The following is a 19,372-nucleotide window of genomic DNA, read 5'->3' on the forward strand; positions in this document are numbered from 1 at the left end:
GGAAATTAATGTGCTTCATCCCAATTATCCCCTACACTTACTTCCGCTATTAACGGCACACTCAAATCGGCTACATCCTGCATTAATTGCGGTAATTTCTCTTTAATTAAATCGATTTCTGTTTCATGAGTTTCAATAATCAACTCATCGTGCACTTGCAAAATCAATCTTGATTTTAGATTTTCAGATTTAAGCCAATCATGTACAGCCACCATAGCCATTTTGATAATATCGGCCGCACTGCCTTGAACAGGTGCATTTATTGCTACTCTTTCTATAGCCGATCTTTGAGCACCTTTAGAGTTCTCAATGCCATGCAGATAGATACGTCTTCCATAGATCGTCTCTACAAATCCATCATTTAACGCTTTAAGTTTTATATTATCCATAAAGTGCTTTACGTTAGGGTAACGGTCGAAATAAGTCATGATATAGTTTTGAGCCGTCATGCGATCAATTCCGAGATTATTACTTAAAGCAAAAGCACCCATGCCATAAATCAATCCAAAATTAATAGCCTTAGCCGCTCTCCTTTGACTGTCCTGAACTTCCTCAATAGGTACACCAAAAACTTCAGATGCAGTAGATCTGTGAATATCCAAGCCTTTTTTAAATGCCTTTTTCATCCCGTCATCATCTGAGATATGAGCCATAAGTCGCAACTCTACTTGCGAATAATCTGCAGATACGAGTTTAAAACCATCTAGTGCGATAAAAGCCTGTCGCACCATACGTCCATCATCATTTCTAACAGGAATATTTTGTAAATTCGGGTCAAAAGAGGATAACCTTCCAGAAATCACAGTTGTTTGCGAGAACACAGTATGCACGCGGTTTGTCTTTTTTGATACCATAGTCGGCAACTTGTCCGTATATGTCGATTTAAGCTTAGACAAACTGCGATAATCAAGCAAATGTACAGCAATAGGGTGGTCCAGTGCTAGCTTTTGAAGCGTATCTTCATCGGTCGATCCAATATCTCTTTTTGTTTTACGTTGTGCTTCAAGTTTTAATTTATTAAATAAAATTTCACTTAACTGCTTTGGAGAATTAATATTAAATTCTTCACCAGCCAATTCATATATTTTTCCTTCCAGTTTCTTAAGACGTTCAGAAATACCTTCAGACTGATTAAGCAATTTTTTAGAGTCAATTCGTACACCAGCTCTTTCCATATCAAATAAAACTGGCAATACTTTCATCTCCAAATCATATATAAATTGCAAACCCTCTGATATATCTAATAGAGGTTTAATCACACTTAGCAAGTGAAAAGTAAAATCCGCATCCTCACATGCATACTGAGTCGCTTTATCCAACGGCACATAGTCAAAAGTTATGGCCTTAGCCCCTTTTCCACAAATATCCTCATAGCTATACCCCTTTCTGCTCAGATATTTCTCTGCCAAAGCCTCCAAACCTACTTTCTGATTTGTATCGATTACATAAGCCAATACCATAGTATCGTGCTTAATACCACGCAGCGATATACCTTCGTTTGCGAACACATGCATATCATATTTTGCATTTTGAAGAATCTTATTTTGCTTTTCTGACTCAAGCCACGGCCTCAAAGCATCTAAAACTTCAGCTTTATCAAGCTGCTTTATGCCAAGCTCATTTTGATGTGCCACGGGTATATACCAAGCCTTGCCGATCTCTGTTGATAGACTGATACCAACAAGCCTAGCTTGCATTTGATCTAGACTATTTGTCTCCGTATCAAGTGCAACTAAATCCGCCTTCTGAATATTTTCAATACACTCAGCTAATGCCTCTTTAGTATCTACTAACTTATAGTTTGTTTCTATATTTTCTATGGTGGCAATGCCCTCGCCTTCTACACCCATTTCATTTTCTTCATTAGAGAGCTCATCTATCCGCTCTAAGTCTTTTAAAAAAGTTTTAAAACCATATTGCGTATATATCTCTTTAAGAACAGCATAATCTTTATCTTTAGGTAGCAAATCATCCATCGATGAAACCCACTGACTAATATCGCAATCATTTTTGATGGTTACTAATTTTCTAGTCAATTCAAATTGCGGACTAGCTTCTTTTAAATTTTGAGCAACCTTACCTTTAAGTGAGTCAATATTTTGTAGAAGATTCTCTAATGTGCCATATTCTTGTAGCCATTTGCTTGCAGTTTTAGGGCCCACCTTATCTACGCCTGGAATATTATCAGAGCTATCACCCATAAGCATTAAATAATCAATTATTTGCTCAGGATAGACACCATACTTTTCCAAAACTCCGTTTCTATCTAGGATTTCCTCTTTTCCAGTAATAATTTCAACATTACTATTTACGAGTTGAGCGATATCCTTATCTCCAGTAGCGATTACTGTTTTAATCTGATTTTTTGTGGCGTAGTCCGCTAAGGTGGCAATGATATCGTCGGCCTCCACCCCCGATTGCATTATAATATTGCATCCTAGAGCATCTATAGCTTGATGAACTGACTCAATTTGATCTCTTAAGTCATCTGGCATAGCAGGTCGATGAGCTTTATATTCTTTATATAAGTCGTGCCTAAATGTTTTACCTGGTGCATCAAAAACGCATGCTATAAAATCAGGTTTAGTTATTATTTGCGTACGTTTCATCATATTAATTAAGCCAAAAATTGCTCCTGAAGGCTCACCATCAGGGCTACGCAAGTTTGGCATCGCGAAATGAGCTCTATACAAAAAACTAGAACCATCTACTAATAACAAGGTTTTCTTCATGGTCGAATTAAGATCTAAAACTATACAAGGTCAAATTACAGAGATTGCTGGTGAACTTCATGATGCAGCATCTCATCTAAAAAATGTAACTCAAGCACTAAGTATCTTTGGTAGTGCTCGCATAAAACAAGATGATCCACTTTATGCACTAACAACTGATATTAGCAGAAAGTTAGCTTCTGCTGGTTTTACTATTATCTCAGGTGGTGGACCTGGGATAATGGAAGCCGCTAACAGAGGTGCACATGAAGTTAATGGTCATAGTATCGGATTAAATATTAAATTACCGCATGAAACGACCAATAATCCATATCAATCTCAAAGCATTTATTTTAAATATTTTGTCTCTAGAAAAACCACTTTTTTTATGAATAGCTGGGCATACATTATTATGCCAGGCGGATTCGGCACTATGGATGAATTATTTGAAGCCTTAACTTTAGTGCAGACAGGCAAAGCAAATAAAGCACCCATTATTTTAGTTGGAAGTGAATTCTGGTCAGGATTATTAGATTTCATTAAAAATGGACAGCTTGCAAATGGTTATATTTCACCCAAAGATTTAGATCTAATTTCCGTTACGGATGATGCAGATGAAGTGCTTAAGATAGTTACTGAATATTATGCTAAAAACCATCAGAATCCACACTGTTTAGGACTCTGTTAATATGCCAGAACTTCCAGAAGTAGAAGTCACAAAACAAGATATGAACGATATGATTTTGGGAAGCGAGAATAGCCCAAAATCGAAGACAATTGCGTATGCATTGCCATATACAAAAGAGTTTTACTCTGCAAAAACAAATCCAAAAAATAACAAAAGAGATTTTATTGCTCAAATATTAGACTACGAAAACAGACGCAAGCTTTTATCTGATGCTCAGATTTTATCAATTGAAAGAATCGCCAAATTTATAATTATTAGCACAAATATTGGTTTGCATATTATTGTCCATCTAGGCATGTCAGCGACAATTTACCCAATCATTGCCACAGAAAACGATAAGGAACTGATTGCTTCGGGCAGAGGACTTGATTTTCTCTCATTGTTAAATACTTCTACAGACAGAGTATTTGCGAAACATCATCACACTGGATTTTTGCTCGAAGATGGTCGCATATTCTTATTTCACGATGTACGAAGATTTGGAGAATGGGCTATATTAAATGATCAAGAATTAGCAGACTTCAAGAATAGTTTTATATCCTCTTGGGATCCGCACTTATCTGACTTTGACCCCAAATCTCTTATAAATTTTATTCAGAATCATCCAATTCAATCGACAAAAAAATGGGTAAATTCGAAAATGAATTTACTAGCTTTTATAGGAAAGTCGGGAGCTATCAAGGGATGCGGAGCGATTTATTCTCGAGAGGTTATATATGAATCTGGCATCGAACCTAGCACACCAATTTGTTTATTAAAAAACAAAGATTGGACAAAGATTGCTAATGCTATGCGTGATGTACTTAGTGAATCAATTATGGACGGTGGGACTGCATTTAATACGAAAGAGAGTGATAAAGCAGATCTCGTGAGAGCTAGAGGTGATTTTGTAAGACCTAGCGGTGTCCTAAGCCGATATCAAGAGAAGCTTAAATCTTATAAAAAGAAACACTAAGCTTTAGGTTCTACAAATGGTTTTTTAGGATTGAAGATTTTAAATTTAGGTTTTTTCGCCTCTGATGGTCTACATCTAAGGTGTACATATTTTCCTCGACGGCCAGTATCTATAACAGTTCCACTATATTTTTTAGAACAAATATTCTTAAATTCTTCAATTTTCTTAGGACATCCATCACCTGAGGTGCAATTGTAGGTGAAGTGAACATCAGTCTCTTCATATATGGCACCAGAACATGCTGATAGCCCTATAATGGCAAAAGACAGAATCAAGAAATGCAAATTTCTCATAATGCGTTTAACTTCTCTAAATCAATATATGCATCCTTTTCTAAAAAAGGCTCGATATATTGCTTAACTTTCGATATATCAGTGGATTTTACTCTTTGAATAACCTCGATAAAGTTGTTTGGATGCATGGAGAAATTTCTTAATCCCAAACCAAGCAAAAGGCTAGTAAAAATTGAGTCTCCTGCCATCTCACCGCACATATGAACAGGTTTTTTAAATTTATCAGATGCATCGATAATCATTTTGATAAGTTTAACTACTGCAGGATGTGAAGGCTCAAATAAACTAGCCACAGAATCATTAATCCTATCAACTGCTAATGCATATTGAATTAAATCATTTGTACCAATAGACACAAAATCAAGCTCTTTAAGAAAAGGTGCAATAGCTATAGCCATGGCAGGAATTTCAACCATGGCACCAAGTTCAATCTTAGTTGAATTGGAGCGATTATCAAATTGAATAGAATCCTGACATTTCTCAAGCAAGGCCTTAACTTGCACAACTTGATCTACATGCGAAATCATAGGTAATAAGATACGCAAGCGACCGTGCCTAGAAGCTCTCACTAAAGCATTTAGTTGAGTAATAAAGATTTCAGAATTCAACAAACAATAACGAATAGCTCTCAAGCCAAGAGCAGGATTTACTTCTGTATTGGTGGCGTTCTTAAAGAGCTTATCATTTCCGATATCAAGAGTGCGGATAGTAACTGGCAATGGATACATAGTCTCTAGAACATGCTTATACGCCTCAAACTGCTCATCCTCAGTCGGTAGCTCATCCCTATTCATAAATAAGAATTCTGTTCTAAAGAGCCCTACTCCACGAGCTCCAGACTTGCTAGCAAACTCCACTTCAGAAGGATGCTTGATATTAGCCTCTAAATTTACAGCAACACCATCTTTAGTAAGTGGCACTTTCGGCACTGAAGCCATCAATTTATTTTGAGCTAAATTTTGTTCAGACTGCTTTTTCTTATATTGACTTAATATTTTGTGAGATGGATTTACTATGACTAGACCTTGATCTCCATCCACAATAAGCAAATCCATTGGATTTACAAGCTCTCTGACATTTTTCATCCCAACTACTGCAGGTAATCTCATACTTCTTGCGACAATGGAAGAATGAGATGTAGGTCCACCTAAATCCGATATAAAGGCTCCAAATTTTTGATCTCCAAGATCAAGCAAATCAGCTGGACTTATATCCGTAGCCACAAGAATAAAGCTGTCAGATTTATTAGAAATTTTAGGTAGATAACGTGCACTATTTCCAGATAGATGCGAAACAACTCTTTCAATCACTTGTTGAATATCGGATAGACGCTCTTTTAAATACGTATCTTCAATGGCTTCAAATTGTTTTTCTATTTTTTTGCCGTAACTAACTAGTGCCCACTGTGCATTGTATAAATTAGATTTAATTATTTCCTTAGTTTCCGAGCAAACAGAAGTGTCAGAAGCCAATAAACTATGTACTTCAAGAAGTGGTCCGATTTCTTTTGGTGCATCTGGTGGCAATGCATCCTTTAATGCACGCAATTCTTTAGATACCGCTTTTAGTGAATTTTCAAGGCGAATGCACTCGCTACTTATCTCTGACTCTGTAATATGTGAGAAATTTGATTCATTAAATTCAGAGCCTAAGAGCAAGGCTTTACCGATGGCAATGCCCTTGGATACTCCTTTACCGTAAAGTGCAATAACGGCAGTACTTCGCATATTTTATTTATCTCACTCTTCTTCGCCAAACTTAGAGTCAAACAACTCCTTTATAGCTTCTAAAGCCTCTTCTGAATCGTCACCATTTGCATTTAATATAACGGTTGAACCTTTTCCAGCTGCTAGCAACATAACGCCCATAATACTTTTTGCGTTAACTTTTTGATTGCCTTTAGATATGGATATTTCGCTTTTAAATTTAGATGCAAGCTGAGTTAATTTTGATGCGGCTCTTGCGTGCAATCCGAGTTTGTTAGATATAACTACTTCAACTTGTGTCATAACATAAACCTCAACTCTCAGCTTTATCGTTCACTTCCGAGTCAAGTTTCATACACTTTCTTCCCGAAAGAATTATCTTTTGTTTCAGCTCCTCAAATGGCAAAGAATGACTTCGTAATGCAGTCAACAAAATGCCCATATTAATGCCAGAAATCAAGTCTGATTGAACACCTTTTTTTTGTAATTTCTCTAAGACACTTTTAGAAATATTGTATGGAGTAGCACCTATTAAATCAGTAAGTACTAACACACTTTGCTTCTCTTCAATTGTGCCTAAGATTTCATCAAAAATTTGATTCGCTATCCTTTCAGGCTCTACATCTGCAACAATGTCATACCCAAGAAATTTTGTATTATTCTCTCCAATATGTTCTATAACCTCTAAATAGGCTTTATGCATAGGACTATGAACACAAAGAACAACGAATGTATCTGGTGAATTTGATATCATTTATTTAGCTTTTTTATTAGGGGCCACGACCATAACCATCTGTCTACCCTCAAATTTAGGCATTGATTCAACGGTAATTAAATCGCCTAAATCCTCTCTAACTCGCTCCAAAACCTTCATACCAAGGTCCTGATGTGTCATCTCACGACCCCTAAATCTTAAAGTAACTTTAGCTTTATCGCCGTCTTCAATAAATCTTTTGAGACTTCTAAGTTTTACTTGATAATCACCTTCGTCTGTTCCAGGTCTGAATTTAATTTCCTTAACCTGTACAATCTTTTGTTTTGATTTTGCTTCCTGAAGACGCTTTTGCTCTTGATATTTGAATTTTCCGTAGTCCATTAGTCGACAAACAGGAACTTCAGCGTTAGGTGCAATTTCAACTAGGTCAGTATCTTCTTCTTCGGCTTTAGCTAAAGCAGCTTTCAGTGGGACAATACCTAATTGCTCCCCATCTAAACCTATGAGACGCACTTCTTTGGCGTTAATTTCGCCATTAATGTTGTGGGTTTTTCCAGTAGCTATGTTAGAACTCCTATTAAATTAAACAGATGGTACGACAACATCTAATTTGTTATCGATTTCATTTTGAAGACGAGCTATAAACTCATCAACGGTTAAAACGCCTAAATCCACATTTCCTCTGGCTCTAACCGCAACACTTGATGTGCTACGCTCTTTTTCTCCAACCACAAGAATATAAGGAATTTTTTGCATAGAGTTTTCACGGATTTTTTTAGTTATTTTTTCGTTGCGTAAATCCACCTTAACTCTAAATTTTTCGTTTAATTTTGACTGAACATCGAGTGCATAATCATTAAATGCCTCAGAAATTGGGCATACCACTACTTGTTCAGGAGATAACCATGGAGGCATAGCACCTGCATGGTTTTCTATAAGCATACCGATAAATCTTTCAAGAGAGCCTAAAATAGCTCTATGTAACATCACAGGAGTTTTACGGGTATCATCCGCATCCACATACTCAGCACCCAAACGTGCAGGCATTGAGAAATCCACTTGAATAGTTCCACACTGCCAATGACGACCAATAGCATCTTTAAGTGTGTACTCAATCTTAGGTCCATAAAACGCACCCTCACCTGGAGAAATCTCAAATTCGCATCCAGAGCTGCGTAAACTTTCCATAAGAGCCTCTTCGGCTTTATCCCATATTTCGTCCGCACCGATTCTTTTTTCTGGTCTAGTTGCAATCTTATAAAGAACCTTATCGAATCCGAATTGTTTATAGACCTTTTGAAGAAGTGCCGTAAATGCAGAACACTCTTCCAAAAGCTGATCCTCCGTACAGAAAATATGGCCATCATCCTGAGTAAAGCCACGAACACGCATCATGCCATGTAATGAGCCTGAAGGTTCATTTCGGTGACACTGACCAAATTCACCATATCTTATTGGAAGTTCTCTATATGAGTGCAAAGTTGAATTAAAAATCTGAACATGACCAGGACAATTCATTGGTTTTAAGCCATACTCACGGTTTTCAGACTGAGTAGTAAACATGTTTTCTTTATAGTTATCCCAGTGTCCAGTTTTCTTCCATAAACTGAGATCAAGAATTTGAGGAGCCTTAATTTCTTGGTAACCATTTTCTATGTAAACCTTACGCATGAACTGCTCGACTTGCTGCCAAATGGTCCAGCCTTTTGGATGCCAAAAGATAAGCCCTGGTGCTTCATCTTGAAAATGGAATAAATCAAGTTCTTTACCTAATTTTCTATGGTCCCTTTTATCTGCTTCTTCAAGCATATTCAGATAATGAGCTTGATCCTCTTTAGAACTCCAAGCTGTACCATAAATTCTTTGAAGCATCTCATTATTAGAATCTCCCCTCCAATAAGCACCCGCAACTTTCATCAACTTAAATACCTTAAGCTTTCCTGTCGACGGTACATGAGGACCACGACATAAGTCAATGAATGAGCCTTGCTTGTAAAGACTAATAGTTTCACCTTGAGGAATAGAAGAAATAATCTCTGCTTTGTAGAGTTCACCCTCTTTTTTGAAAAACTCAACTGCATCATCCCTATCCCATTCTTCACGCACGACCGCGATGTCTTGCTTAGCAAGTTCATTCATGCGTTTTTCAATCTTTTCAAGATCATCAGGTGTAAATGGTCTCTTATAGGAGAAGTCATAATAAAAGCCATTATTTATAACTGGACCAATTGTTACTTGAGCATCTGGAAATAATTCTTTAACCGCATGAGCAAGTAAGTGAGCTGTTGAGTGACGAATAATATCTAAGCCAATATCATCTTTAGGTGTGATAATAGACAAGGAAACATCACGGTCAATAAGATAACTTGTATCTACCGTTGATTCAATACCTTCATTTGATCTCACAGTTGCTGCGATTGCAGCTTTAGCTAAACTAGGTGCAATTGAATGTGCAATCTGAGCTACGGTTTGTGGACTTTCGTAACTTCTAGAAGAACCGTCAGGAAGGGTTACTTGTATCATCTATAAAAATAAACCTAAAATAAAAAAGACGCATAAAAATGCATCATTAGTAAAGTTTCAATATAACTCTAAATTTTAGCACTAAATATAATACCTATATGAAAAAGAATATATCTTGGATTTATTTACTAATTTCAGCTGTAATTATCGTGTTCATTGCCACAGTATTAATTAGAGTACTAACGGCACCGAACACAGGTCCAAAAATAAAAAAAGAAGAGCCAAGTATTCCCGTCGTTAAAGCAACCCCTAAATCTGAAATTAAGTCTGATATTTCAAACATGCTTAACTTACCAAATACTACAGATAATCCTACGGCTACAGGCTCTATTACAGCTCAAACCCATGATACCCCTGATACTCCTGAAACCCAGCAGGTTGACACGAGTTCGGAGGCATCCTTCGATAATTTGCAATCTGATACAGCCGCTGAACAGATGGGAAATCCATCTGAAGAGGTAAACTCAGAGGACTATATTGGAGAACCAACAAATACTGTCTTTCCAGAACCTTTGGATGAAGCTGATTCCACATCAAATGATGAAAGCCCAAGGAATTCATTTCCGGAGCCTATCAATGAAGATCCCACTCAGCCTCAGCCAAGTGGGGAATTTCCAACACCTATTAATTAATAGATTGTGAAGCTGAACCAGAAGAAGTTTCGTTTTTAAGCGCTTCAGCCTTTAGTTTTGAGATTTGTTCTTCGGAAAGTGGCTTAGGTAGTCTTTCTAGAGCATGCTCTAGAACCTCATTTATCCACTTAACAGGAATAATCTCAAGACCATTTTTAACGTTATCTGGAATCTCAGCCAAGTCCTTCACGTTCTCTTGAGGAATTAAAACTTTTTTAATTCCCCCGCGAAGTGCGGCTAAAAGTTTCTCTTTCAAACCACCAATGGCAAGGACTTCTCCTCTTAGTGTAATCTCACCTGTCATAGCTACATCAGCTCTAACAGGAATACCTGAATAAGCAGACACAAGGGCAGTAGTCACAGCAATACCTGCCGATGGACCATCTTTAGGAGTAGCTCCATCTGGAACGTGAATATGCATATCTTTTTTCTCAAAAAGATTATCGAAAAAACCTAATTGGTATGCCCACGATCTAATCACAGTACGTGCCACACTCATAGATTCTTTCATCACATCACCTAACGAGCCTGTATGCTGAATTTGTCCTTTACCTTGAACAACAGCAACCTCAATAGATAGTAGATCTCCTCCGACCTCTGTCCAAGCCAGACCTGTAACTTGTCCAATACGGTTTTCTTTTTCGGCAAGGCCAAAAGTAAACTTACGTACTCCCAAATACTTATCAAGATTTTCGCTATCGACTACAGTCAATGTAGTTGCTACTTTCTTGGATGTCTCTTCTTCTTTTTGAACTACAGCCTTCACGACTTTACGACTAATTTTTCCTAATTCTCTCTCTAAAGAGCGTACACCTGCCTCGCGTGTATAGTATCTAACTATATCTATAATCGCCGAGTCATCGATTCTAAGCTCACCCTTTTTAATTCCATTATTTTTCATAAGTTTTGGAATTAAATGGTCTTTGGCAATGTGCAGTTTTTCGTCCTCTGTATACCCCGACAACCTAATTACTTCCATACGATCAAGTAATGGAGCAGGTATATTCATCGTGTTACTAGTAGCAACAAACAATACATCCGATAGGTCATAATCCACTTCAAGATAATGATCTTGGAAAGTGTTGTTTTGTTCAGGATCTAAAACTTCAAGCAATGCTGCAGCAGGGTCTCCGCGATAATCTTGACCGATTTTATCGATTTCATCGAGTAAAAATAGCGGATTTTTTACTCCAACCTTAGTCATATTTTGAATAATTTTTCCTGGCATAGCCCCGATATATGTACGTCTATGACCACGAATTTCTGATTCATCATGCATGCCACCTAAGGCCATACGCACATACTTACGGTTCGTAGCTCTTGCAATAGATTGACCAAGAGAAGTTTTACCCACTCCTGGGGGCCCAACCAAACATAGAATAGGCGCTTTAAGTTTATTACCGCGTTTTTGAACAGCCAGATACTCTACAATGCGCTCTTTAACTTTTTCAAGTCCGTAATAATCCGCATCTAAAGTTTCTTGTGCAAATGAAAGCTTAGTATTTACTTTAGATTTTTTCTTCCACGGCACAGCAACTACGGCATCAATATAACTTCTAATAACCGCAGCTTCAGCAGACATAGGGGCCATTTGTTTGAGTTTTTTAAGCTCCGATAGCACCTTCTCTTCTGTCTCTGGAGGCATGCCAGCATCTTTTATTTTTTTCTCTAAAGCCTCAAGATCCGCACCGTCTTCACCTTCCCCAAGTTCTTTTTGAATAGCCTTAATTTGCTCATTCAAGTAGTAATCGCGTTGACTTTTTTCCATCTGTTTTTTTACGCGATCTTGAATCTTTTTCTCTAATGAGATGATATCCATCTCGTACTCAAGATAGAAAAGCAGACTATTTAATCTATCGACTAAATCTTCTTTTTCTAAGAGACTTTGTTTCTTACTTTGGTTAATATGAAGTTGAGCACAAATGGTGTCTGCAAAACGAACTGGGTCTTCAATGCGTAGAATAGATTGAACAACATCAGGTTGAAGTCGTTTATTTATTTTTGCGAATTCCTCAAATTTTGTACCTACAGTACGCACAAGTGGTGAAACCTGATCTTCATCCGATATAGTAGTCTCAACGATACTACCAGTAGCCATGAAGTGATTCCCATCATCCTCGATAGAATCGATTAGAACTCTCTCAACACCCTCCACTAAAACTTTTATAGTTCCGTCAGGCAATTTAATTAATTGAAGAATATTAGCCACCACACCAAATTTGTTAATTTGGTCAAACTTAGGCTCGTCTACTTCAGGAGAGATCTGAACAGTAAGAATAACTTGATGTACATCTTTTTCGGCCATAGCCTTCTCGAGGGTGGCAATAGATCTTGCTCTACCCACGAATAAAGGCACAACCATATGAGGAAAAACTACGATATCACGTAGTGGCAATAATGGTAGATTTACCTGTTTTTTATCTAATGACATATACTTCCTCTAAATAAAGGGAGAGTCATCATTTGATAATTTCTGGCTCTCCACCTGAAACTGCTTCTTTGTTAAGGATAACCTTTTTTATATCCTTACGAGAAGGCATCTCATACATAATAGGCATAAGTACCGATTCAATTATGGATCTCAGTCCCCTAGCCCCAGTTTTACGCTTAATCGCTTTTTCTGCAATGATTTTTAATGCTTCATCTGTAACTTCAAGTTCAACATCTTCCATCGCAAATAAAGTCTGATACTGCTTAACTAAAGCGTTTTTAGGAACTGTAAGAATCTGTACTAGAGTCTCTACATCCAATTCCTGCAATGTAGTCACAACTGGTAGGCGACCAACAAGTTCAGGAATCAATCCAAATTTAATAATATCCTCGGGTTCGACCTGAGCAAATAATTCTCCCACACCTTTCTCGGTTTTATGAGAGACCGATGCATTAAAACCGATTCCTGATTTCTCAGTGCGATTTTGAATGATCTTCTCTAGTCCATCAAAAGCACCACCCACTATAAATAATATATTTGTAGTGTCAACTTGAATGAAATCCTGCCCTGGATGCTTACGACCCCCTTGCGGTGGTACAGCTGCAACCGTTCCTTCAATGAGTTTAAGCAAAGCTTGCTGTACACCCTCACCCGATACATCTCGAGTAATTGAAGGATTTTCAGACTTCCGAGCGATTTTATCTATCTCATCGATGTATATAATGGCTTGCTGTGCTTTTTCAATATCAAAATCACAGTTTTGTAACAGTTTCTGAATGATATGTTCTACATCTTCACCTACATATCCTGCCTCAGTCAATGTAGTCGCATCTGCCATCGCAAATGGTACATCTAATTGTCTTGCAATCGTTTGTGCAAGCAAAGTTTTCCCAGATCCCGTAGGTCCAATTAGCAAAATATTACTTTTACTTAATTCAACATCATCCGCTTTTGTGCCTGCATGCCTGATACGTTTATAGTGGTTATAAACTGCGACGGCCAATTGTTTTTTTGGAATTTCCTGCCCAATAACATAATTATCTAAAAAATCCTTAATTTCCGTAGGAGTTGGAAGCTTAACTGGTTCAGCATCCCCCTCAGCAGATTTTGATTGTTCATTGATTAGATTTGTACAATCACTTACGCACACATCACAGATAAATAAGCCAGATGGCCCAGCAATAAGCTGGTTAACCTCTTCTTTTTTTCGGGAGCAAAAAGAACAGCGTTGAGTTTTAGTAGATTTTGAAGTCATATATTATTTGGCAATGTCACTGCGTTTAGTAAATACTGTGTCAATAAGACCAAACTCTAGAGCCTCCTCTGGGCTCATGTAGTAATCTCGTTCAGTATGCTTACGAATGATTTCGATATCTTTATCGCAGTGTTTAGAAAGAATGCGGTTTAAACGTTCACGAAGATCAAGTATCTCTCTAGCCTGAATTTCAATATCCGTAGCTTGCCCTTTTGCCCCGCCTAATGGCTGGTGAATCATAATACGCGAATTAGGCAAACTATATCTCTTACCATCTGCACCTGCAGTCAGCAAAAGAGCACCCATACTTGCAGCAAGACCAGTACACATAGTAGACACATCAGGATTTACAAATTGCATAGTGTCATATATGGCAAGACCAGCATACACCCCACCACCAGGGGAATTAATATATAGGGAGATATCTTTTTCTGGGTTTTCCGACTCCAAAAAAAGCAATTGAGCAACGACAAGATTAGCTGTCTGCTCATTTACTTCACCGACCATGAAAATGATACGCTCTTTAAGAAGACGAGAATATATATCATATGCTCTCTCCCCTCTACCAGATTGCTCAATTACATGCGGAATATAGCCTAAACCATGAGGACGAACAGAATCGCCCCCATAAAATGACGTATAAAAATCGATGAATTTTGAGTTGTAATCAAAAGAACTCATTATTTCTGACCCATAAGTTCTTTGAAAGGAATCGACTCTTCTTTAACTTGTCCTTTAGATAGGAAATAATCCACAACATTATCTTCTAGAACAGAGTTCTCAATATTTGAACGAGCCTCGCGATTAGTTAAACAATAAGCAACGAATTCCTGAGGTTTTTCATAGTTTTTAGAAATCTCCTCGATTTTTGCCTTAACTTGTTCTTGAGTAGGCTGAATATCCTCGTTCTCTACGATATGAGCAACAATCAGACCAAGTTTTACACGTCTTTCAGATTCTTCTCTAAAATTTTCACCATCAATTGGCAATGTATCTGCATTAGGAGTTTTAGTTTGGGCTAATTGTTGACGTATTGTGGCAATGCGATCCTCAATCTCCATATCAACTAATGCTTTAGGCACTTCCATCTCAACTTTTGAAACTAATTCATCCCAAACAGATGTTTTTGTGCGAGCTAATGTGCGCGCATTAGTTTCACGTTCTAGATTAGACTTAATTTCTTCTTTAAGTTTTTCTACATTTCCGTCGGTCTGACCAAGGGATTTCGCAAATTCCTCATTAACCTCAGGAAGTACAGGCTCAGCAACTTCTTTCATAGTAAGAGTGAATTCTGCTGTCTTTCCTGCAACTTCTTTTCCGTGATAATCTTCTGGAAATGCTAGTGGAAATGTCTTCTCTTCCCCTGCCTTTAAGCCTTTTGCTGCTTCTTCAAATTCAGGAAGCATAGCACCAACACCTAAAACAAACGGAAAATCATCAGCTTTTCCGCCTTCAAATTCAGTGCCATCAATTCTTCCTACAAAATCGACTGTCACACGGTCTTGATCTTGAGACTCACGGTCAACTTTTGAGAATTTTGTACGTTGCTTGCGTAAAATTTCAATAGTATCGTTGATTTCAGAATCACCTAATTCAGTTTTAAACTTAGTGAAATTCATAGAGCTAATATCACCTAAGTTAACTTCAGGATATATCTCAAATTTAGCTAAAAATACTAAGTCCTCTTCTGAAGTTTCACCCTCTTTAGGTACAACTTCAGGCTTACCTGCAATACGTAAATCGTGCTCACGAACTGCTTTATCTAACTCTTTAGTAACTTCTTTATTTAAAGCATCATACCGAACACTAGGGCCATGGCTTTGTTCTATCATTTTAATAGGTGCTTTACCTGGTCTAAAGCCCTGAATTTTGGCTGTTTTAGCGATTTTTTTAAGTTCTGCTTGAGAAGCATCTTCCACAGCTTTTTGGCTAACACGAATTTCAATTTGACGTTTTAAGCCATCAAGTTTTTCAACTTTTGATTCATTATTGGTAGTCATGAATATACCCTAGATAAGTTATAAATTTTTTTGTTAACTTGTTATTTTACTTAAGATGGGAAATATTTAAAGTCGAAATAAAAAATTCACTAAATTCAATTGAAATTAATTCCGCCACCAACACTAGCACCAACACCGCTATTATTCGCTTTAACACTACCGCCTATTGAGCATGCACTAATAGATACACTTGTTAAGGCAATTAAAAGACTTGTAATAATAATTCTAATCATATGATTCTCCTAAAAAATTTATTATTCTATGTAAAAATATAGCTTAATTTAGCTTACTTATCTACTAACTTTGTGAGGTGTCTATGAATAATGATATCAATCAGTTTAACGATGAAGATAATTCTGAGCTTCAACTGAAGCAAGAATCAATTTTCTCAAACGGCATGTTTGTGCTTGTTTTAATTGCCTTTGGAATTATCGGGCTTCTTATTTCCTGGTCTGTTAGCTTTACAACTTTATTTTTTGGTATGTTAGGTACTGTGGTATCTGTTGGAACTTGTAGCTTCAGTAATAGCGATTTAGCTTTTTCCAAATCAAAATTACCTAGATTTAGAGATGAAAATTATGTTTACTTGGCTGCTAGAGCAGTTATAGGTGCAGTATCGGGTACAGCAATTGTTCTAATGACTATTCAACATGTACAAGTACACTGGTCACATTTAGCTGTAGTTTCTCTTTTTGGTGCATTTGCAGTTGATCAAATAGTCTTTAAGAGGATTTTCTCCAAATAATAAATGGAAAAAAACGATAAGGCCGCTAAATGGTCTAATTTTTTAGCAAATCGATTAGCCTCGAAAAGTACAGTTTTAGAGCATCTCCAAAAGGACCTTACCATTGATTATGGAAGGTCTTTACTTTCTTTTGTATTAAAAGAAGAAGGTTTGGATTTTAGTGAGGATATCGCAAATTTGGATCCCACTATTATTAAATCGGCTCTTAGAAGAGTTAGGGAAAGAATACTCCTAACGACAATAGTCGAGGACATTGCCAAAGAAATAAATACATCACAAGTAGTTCAAATGATGAGCTTGCTTGCAGACACAAGCATAAAAATAGCTTATCAAACTATTAATTCAAAACTTGCTGCTACATATGGATATCCAACCGATCCAGAGACAGGATTAGAATTGGCACCGATAATTATTGGGATGGGCAAGCTTGGTGGCTATGAGCTTAATGTATCATCCGATATAGACCTAGTTGTTTTGTATTCTGTTCAAGGAAATACAAACGGTCGCAAACCTATATCAAATCACGAGTTTTATCACAAACTTACTCAAAGAATAATGCATATTCTGTCAGATAGGGATGCGGATGGGTTTGTTTTTAGGACCGACTTAAGACTTAGACCAGACGGCGATGGGAGTCCATTGGCATGGAGTCTGGGGGCGTTTGAACATTATCTAATTACTCAGGGACGTGAGTGGGAGCGCTATGCATATCTTAAAGCACGTGCAATAAATTTAGATGATTCGGAACCGTCAAACATAGATGACTATGACTATTTTGAAGACCTTAGGACTTCATTTGTCTATAGAAAATATTTCGATTTTGATACGCTTAATTCGCTAAGAGATTTGCGGGAGCAAATTAAGGAAGATTGGGATAGAAAAACTGAATCTAAAATAAATGCCGCTTTTAATATCAAATTGGGTGATGGGGGTATTCGAGAAATTGAATTTATCACACAACTGATTCAGCTTATGAAAGGTGGAAGGCTCCCAAGTCTACAAGAGCGTGGAACGGTAAATGCTTTGAAGGCGATAAGTATTGCTGGTCTTATGGACTCAGAAGATGCTTCTCGTTTGATTGAAATATATTATTTTCATAGAAGACTGGAGCATATGTTGCAATACCGCGAAGATCAGCAAACTCATGATTTACCTGATGATCAAGAAATGCGTCGAAATTTAGCTGAAGCACTAGGTTATGAATTAGAAAAGTTTGAGGAGCTTTTAAAAGAAAATTGCGACTTTGTTTCTCAGAAATTTGAGGAAGTCTTCAATTTAGTCGGTTTGCAAAGCGATTCTTCACGAAATAATGCAGAGCTTGAGGTATCTAATGATTCTGAAGAATTGCAGATGCTTAAAAAAATCTGGGGAGAATTTAAAAACAAAAACAAAATAAAGCAGCTCAGTACTAGCAATATCAAACGTCTTGATGAATTGTTTGTTCACCTTACTAATAGTAGCCTTAAATCCAAAGATTATGTGAAAACTTTCAATCTTTTATGTGAGCTAATCGAGACCATTGCCCAAAGAAGCACATATATAACGTTGCTTCTTGAATATCCTGATGTAATAGATAGAGTAGCTAGAATTATGAGTACAAGTAGATTAGCAGCTCAAGTTCTTTTGACGCACCCTATTTTGCTAGATAGTCTACTTGATTGGAATGCATTAATGGAGCCGTTAGACTTTGATGCATTGAAAGAAAATTTAGATCGGGAAATGGCTGCAAGCGTAGATGCAAAAGGATATGCTGACATTGAGCGTCAAATGAATTTAGTTAGAGATGCGTTTAACATTGCCAACTTTCAACTTCTTGCTCAAGATTTAGAGGGTGCTTTTACAGTTGAAAAACTTGCAGATCACCTATCGTTATTAGCGGATATTTTGCTTGAGACCTGCTTAAAATGGTGCTGGGCGAATCTTCGCAAAGAAAATTGGCCCGAGAATCCAGAATTTGCGATTATTGGGTACGGTAAATTAGGTGGCAAAGAACTCGGATACTTCTCTGATTTAGATTTAGTTTTCATATTTGATAGCGAAGATCCAAATGCCTCTGAGATGTATAGTAAGTTAGGCCGACGTCTTATAAATTGGCTTACAGCGATGACTTCCTCAGGTCGTCTATACGAGGTCGATATGCGACTTAGGCCAGATGGCGATTCGGGTTTGCTGACTGTCACTATGGATAGTTTTAGAAAATATCAACTTGAAGATGCATGGGTATGGGAACATCAGGCTCTTAGCCGAGCTCGCTTTGTTGCTGGATCTCCTGCAATTGGCGAAGAATTTGAAAATCTGCGTCTAGAAATCTTAAGACGTAAACGTGATCAAATGGACACCAAGGGCGAGATACATAAAATGAAGGAGCGCATCTCTAAATCTCATCCTCCACCCAAATCTGGTCTTTTTAATATCAAGCATGGTAATGGTGGCATGATTGATATCGAATTTATCACTCAATATTTAGTTCTAAGTTATTCTCATAAACACGATATATTGACTAAAAACTTAGGTAATATAAATCTATTGCAGATTGCATCTGATTTAGAACTTATACCTTCTGAACTTGCCGCAAAATGTGCAAGCGCATATAGAACTTATCGTAAAATACAACATGAGTATAGGCTTCAAGAAAAATCGGTCGTGGAAGTGGATCCAAGTACATTAAATTCAGAGATTGAAGCCGTTAAACAATTAACTGATTTAGTATTAAATTAA

17 protein-coding genes are annotated in these 19,372 nt (G+C 37.2%); 5 read left to right on the forward strand and 12 right to left on the reverse strand.

Features of this window, described 5'->3' with window-relative positions:
• Nucleotides 1–5: 5 nt before the first annotated feature.
• Nucleotides 6–2,732: a DNA polymerase I gene (polA, locus tag TASI_RS05505; protein ID WP_044978092.1), complete on the reverse strand. Its 2,727-nt coding sequence runs from the start codon at nucleotides 2,730–2,732 to the stop codon at nucleotides 6–8.
• Between polA and TASI_RS05510 the strand changes: the two genes are divergently transcribed.
• Nucleotides 2,731–3,399, forward strand: a complete 669-nt coding sequence (locus tag TASI_RS05510; RefSeq protein WP_014111777.1) for an LOG family protein — start codon at nucleotides 2,731–2,733, stop codon at nucleotides 3,397–3,399. The genes polA and TASI_RS05510 overlap by 2 nt on opposite strands.
• A 1-nt stretch (nucleotide 3,400) precedes the next feature.
• The gene (locus TASI_RS05515; protein ID WP_014111778.1) at nucleotides 3,401–4,354 is read left to right on the forward strand and encodes a DNA-formamidopyrimidine glycosylase family protein; all 954 of its coding nucleotides are present in this window, start codon (nucleotides 3,401–3,403) and stop codon (nucleotides 4,352–4,354) included.
• On the opposite strand, the gene TASI_RS05520 is transcribed toward TASI_RS05515, so the two are convergent.
• Genes TASI_RS05520 through thrS form a run of 6 tightly spaced genes read right to left on the reverse strand, consistent with a single transcriptional unit; the run spans nucleotide 4,351 to nucleotide 9,591 of the window.
• On the reverse strand, nucleotides 4,351–4,647 hold the full coding sequence (locus TASI_RS05520; protein ID WP_014111779.1) for a hypothetical protein: 297 nt from the start codon (nucleotides 4,645–4,647) through the stop codon (nucleotides 4,351–4,353). The two genes, TASI_RS05515 and TASI_RS05520, sit on opposite strands and share 4 nt — an antisense overlap.
• A complete protein-coding gene (ptsP, locus tag TASI_RS05525) occupies nucleotides 4,644–6,374 on the reverse strand; it encodes a phosphoenolpyruvate--protein phosphotransferase (protein WP_014111780.1) in 1,731 nt (576 codons plus the stop codon). Before ptsP ends, TASI_RS05520 begins: the two co-directional genes overlap by 4 nt.
• A gap of 12 nt (nucleotides 6,375–6,386) precedes the next feature.
• Nucleotides 6,387–6,656: an HPr family phosphocarrier protein gene (locus TASI_RS05530; RefSeq protein ID WP_014111781.1), complete on the reverse strand. Its 270-nt coding sequence runs from the start codon at nucleotides 6,654–6,656 to the stop codon at nucleotides 6,387–6,389.
• A gap of 10 nt (nucleotides 6,657–6,666) precedes the next feature.
• Complete coding sequence (locus TASI_RS05535) at nucleotides 6,667–7,107, reverse strand: PTS sugar transporter subunit IIA (RefSeq protein WP_014111782.1); 441 nt, start codon at nucleotides 7,105–7,107, stop codon at nucleotides 6,667–6,669.
• Nucleotides 7,108–7,632 carry a translation initiation factor IF-3 gene (gene infC, locus TASI_RS05540; RefSeq protein WP_081462462.1) on the reverse strand — a complete coding sequence of 175 codons (525 nt, stop codon included), beginning with the start codon at nucleotides 7,630–7,632 and terminating at the stop codon, nucleotides 7,108–7,110.
• Between the two features lie 18 nt (nucleotides 7,633–7,650).
• Nucleotides 7,651–9,591 carry a threonine--tRNA ligase gene (thrS, locus tag TASI_RS05545; protein ID WP_014111784.1) on the reverse strand — a complete coding sequence of 647 codons (1,941 nt, stop codon included), beginning with the start codon at nucleotides 9,589–9,591 and terminating at the stop codon, nucleotides 7,651–7,653.
• 98 nt (nucleotides 9,592–9,689) lie between these two features.
• On the opposite strand from thrS, the gene TASI_RS05550 reads away from it, so the two are divergent.
• Nucleotides 9,690–10,223 carry a hypothetical protein gene (locus TASI_RS05550; protein WP_014111785.1) on the forward strand — a complete coding sequence of 178 codons (534 nt, stop codon included), beginning with the start codon at nucleotides 9,690–9,692 and terminating at the stop codon, nucleotides 10,221–10,223.
• Here the strand turns inward: TASI_RS05550 and lon are convergent.
• From lon to TASI_RS07950, 5 genes are all read right to left on the reverse strand, one after another.
• Complete coding sequence (gene lon / locus TASI_RS05555) at nucleotides 10,216–12,654, reverse strand: endopeptidase La (RefSeq protein WP_014111786.1); 2,439 nt, start codon at nucleotides 12,652–12,654, stop codon at nucleotides 10,216–10,218. The genes TASI_RS05550 and lon overlap by 8 nt on opposite strands.
• A 28-nt stretch (nucleotides 12,655–12,682) precedes the next feature.
• Complete coding sequence (clpX, locus tag TASI_RS05560) at nucleotides 12,683–13,909, reverse strand: ATP-dependent Clp protease ATP-binding subunit ClpX (protein ID WP_014111787.1); 1,227 nt, start codon at nucleotides 13,907–13,909, stop codon at nucleotides 12,683–12,685.
• Between the two features lie 3 nt (nucleotides 13,910–13,912).
• A complete protein-coding gene (clpP, locus tag TASI_RS05565) occupies nucleotides 13,913–14,590 on the reverse strand; it encodes an ATP-dependent Clp endopeptidase proteolytic subunit ClpP (protein WP_014111788.1) in 678 nt (225 codons plus the stop codon).
• Nucleotides 14,590–15,909 carry a trigger factor gene (gene tig / locus TASI_RS05570; RefSeq protein WP_014111789.1) on the reverse strand — a complete coding sequence of 440 codons (1,320 nt, stop codon included), beginning with the start codon at nucleotides 15,907–15,909 and terminating at the stop codon, nucleotides 14,590–14,592. Before tig ends, clpP begins: the two co-directional genes overlap by 1 nt.
• A gap of 95 nt (nucleotides 15,910–16,004) precedes the next feature.
• Nucleotides 16,005–16,142: a hypothetical protein gene (locus TASI_RS07950; RefSeq protein WP_014111790.1), complete on the reverse strand. Its 138-nt coding sequence runs from the start codon at nucleotides 16,140–16,142 to the stop codon at nucleotides 16,005–16,007.
• An 83-nt stretch (nucleotides 16,143–16,225) separates the two neighbouring features.
• Here TASI_RS07950 and TASI_RS05575 point away from each other — a divergent pair, with 83 nt between their 5' ends.
• Both TASI_RS05575 and glnE read left to right on the forward strand, forming a co-directional pair.
• Nucleotides 16,226–16,654, forward strand: a complete 429-nt coding sequence (locus TASI_RS05575; RefSeq protein WP_014111791.1) for a hypothetical protein — start codon at nucleotides 16,226–16,228, stop codon at nucleotides 16,652–16,654.
• A 3-nt stretch (nucleotides 16,655–16,657) separates the two neighbouring features.
• Entirely contained in the window at nucleotides 16,658–19,372 is a 2,715-nt protein-coding gene (gene glnE / locus TASI_RS05580) for a bifunctional [glutamate--ammonia ligase]-adenylyl-L-tyrosine phosphorylase/[glutamate--ammonia-ligase] adenylyltransferase (RefSeq protein ID WP_014111792.1), read from the forward strand.

Origin of the sequence: Taylorella asinigenitalis MCE3 (assembly GCF_000226625.1) — a bacterium.
GTDB lineage: Bacteria > Pseudomonadota > Gammaproteobacteria > Burkholderiales > Burkholderiaceae_B > Taylorella > Taylorella asinigenitalis.

What these genes read in the sequence shown, in the direction of transcription:
- TASI_RS05520 (WP_014111779.1), bottom strand. Translation starts at nt 4,647, where the DNA reads ATGAGAAATTTGCATTTCTTGATTCTGTCTTTTGCCATTATAGGGCTA.
- thrS (WP_014111784.1), bottom strand. Translation starts at nt 9,591, where the DNA reads ATGATACAAGTAACCCTTCCTGACGGTTCTTCTAGAAGTTACGAAAGT.
- ptsP (WP_014111780.1), bottom strand. Translation starts at nt 6,374, where the DNA reads ATGCGAAGTACTGCCGTTATTGCACTTTACGGTAAAGGAGTATCCAAG.
- TASI_RS05515 (WP_014111778.1), top strand. Translation starts at nt 3,401, where the DNA reads ATGCCAGAACTTCCAGAAGTAGAAGTCACAAAACAAGATATGAACGAT.
- lon (WP_014111786.1), bottom strand. Translation starts at nt 12,654, where the DNA reads ATGTCATTAGATAAAAAACAGGTAAATCTACCATTATTGCCACTACGT.
- tig (WP_014111789.1), bottom strand. Translation starts at nt 15,909, where the DNA reads ATGACTACCAATAATGAATCAAAAGTTGAAAAACTTGATGGCTTAAAA.
- TASI_RS05530 (WP_014111781.1), bottom strand. Translation starts at nt 6,656, where the DNA reads ATGACACAAGTTGAAGTAGTTATATCTAACAAACTCGGATTGCACGCA.
- TASI_RS07950 (WP_014111790.1), bottom strand. Translation starts at nt 16,142, where the DNA reads ATGATTAGAATTATTATTACAAGTCTTTTAATTGCCTTAACAAGTGTA.
- TASI_RS05535 (WP_014111782.1), bottom strand. Translation starts at nt 7,107, where the DNA reads ATGATATCAAATTCACCAGATACATTCGTTGTTCTTTGTGTTCATAGT.
- polA (WP_044978092.1), bottom strand. Translation starts at nt 2,732, where the DNA reads ATGAAGAAAACCTTGTTATTAGTAGATGGTTCTAGTTTTTTGTATAGA.
- TASI_RS05550 (WP_014111785.1), top strand. Translation starts at nt 9,690, where the DNA reads ATGAAAAAGAATATATCTTGGATTTATTTACTAATTTCAGCTGTAATT.
- glnE (WP_014111792.1), top strand. Translation starts at nt 16,658, where the DNA reads ATGGAAAAAAACGATAAGGCCGCTAAATGGTCTAATTTTTTAGCAAAT.
- clpX (WP_014111787.1), bottom strand. Translation starts at nt 13,909, where the DNA reads ATGACTTCAAAATCTACTAAAACTCAACGCTGTTCTTTTTGCTCCCGA.
- TASI_RS05575 (WP_014111791.1), top strand. Translation starts at nt 16,226, where the DNA reads ATGAATAATGATATCAATCAGTTTAACGATGAAGATAATTCTGAGCTT.
- TASI_RS05510 (WP_014111777.1), top strand. Translation starts at nt 2,731, where the DNA reads ATGGTCGAATTAAGATCTAAAACTATACAAGGTCAAATTACAGAGATT.
- clpP (WP_014111788.1), bottom strand. Translation starts at nt 14,590, where the DNA reads ATGAGTTCTTTTGATTACAACTCAAAATTCATCGATTTTTATACGTCA.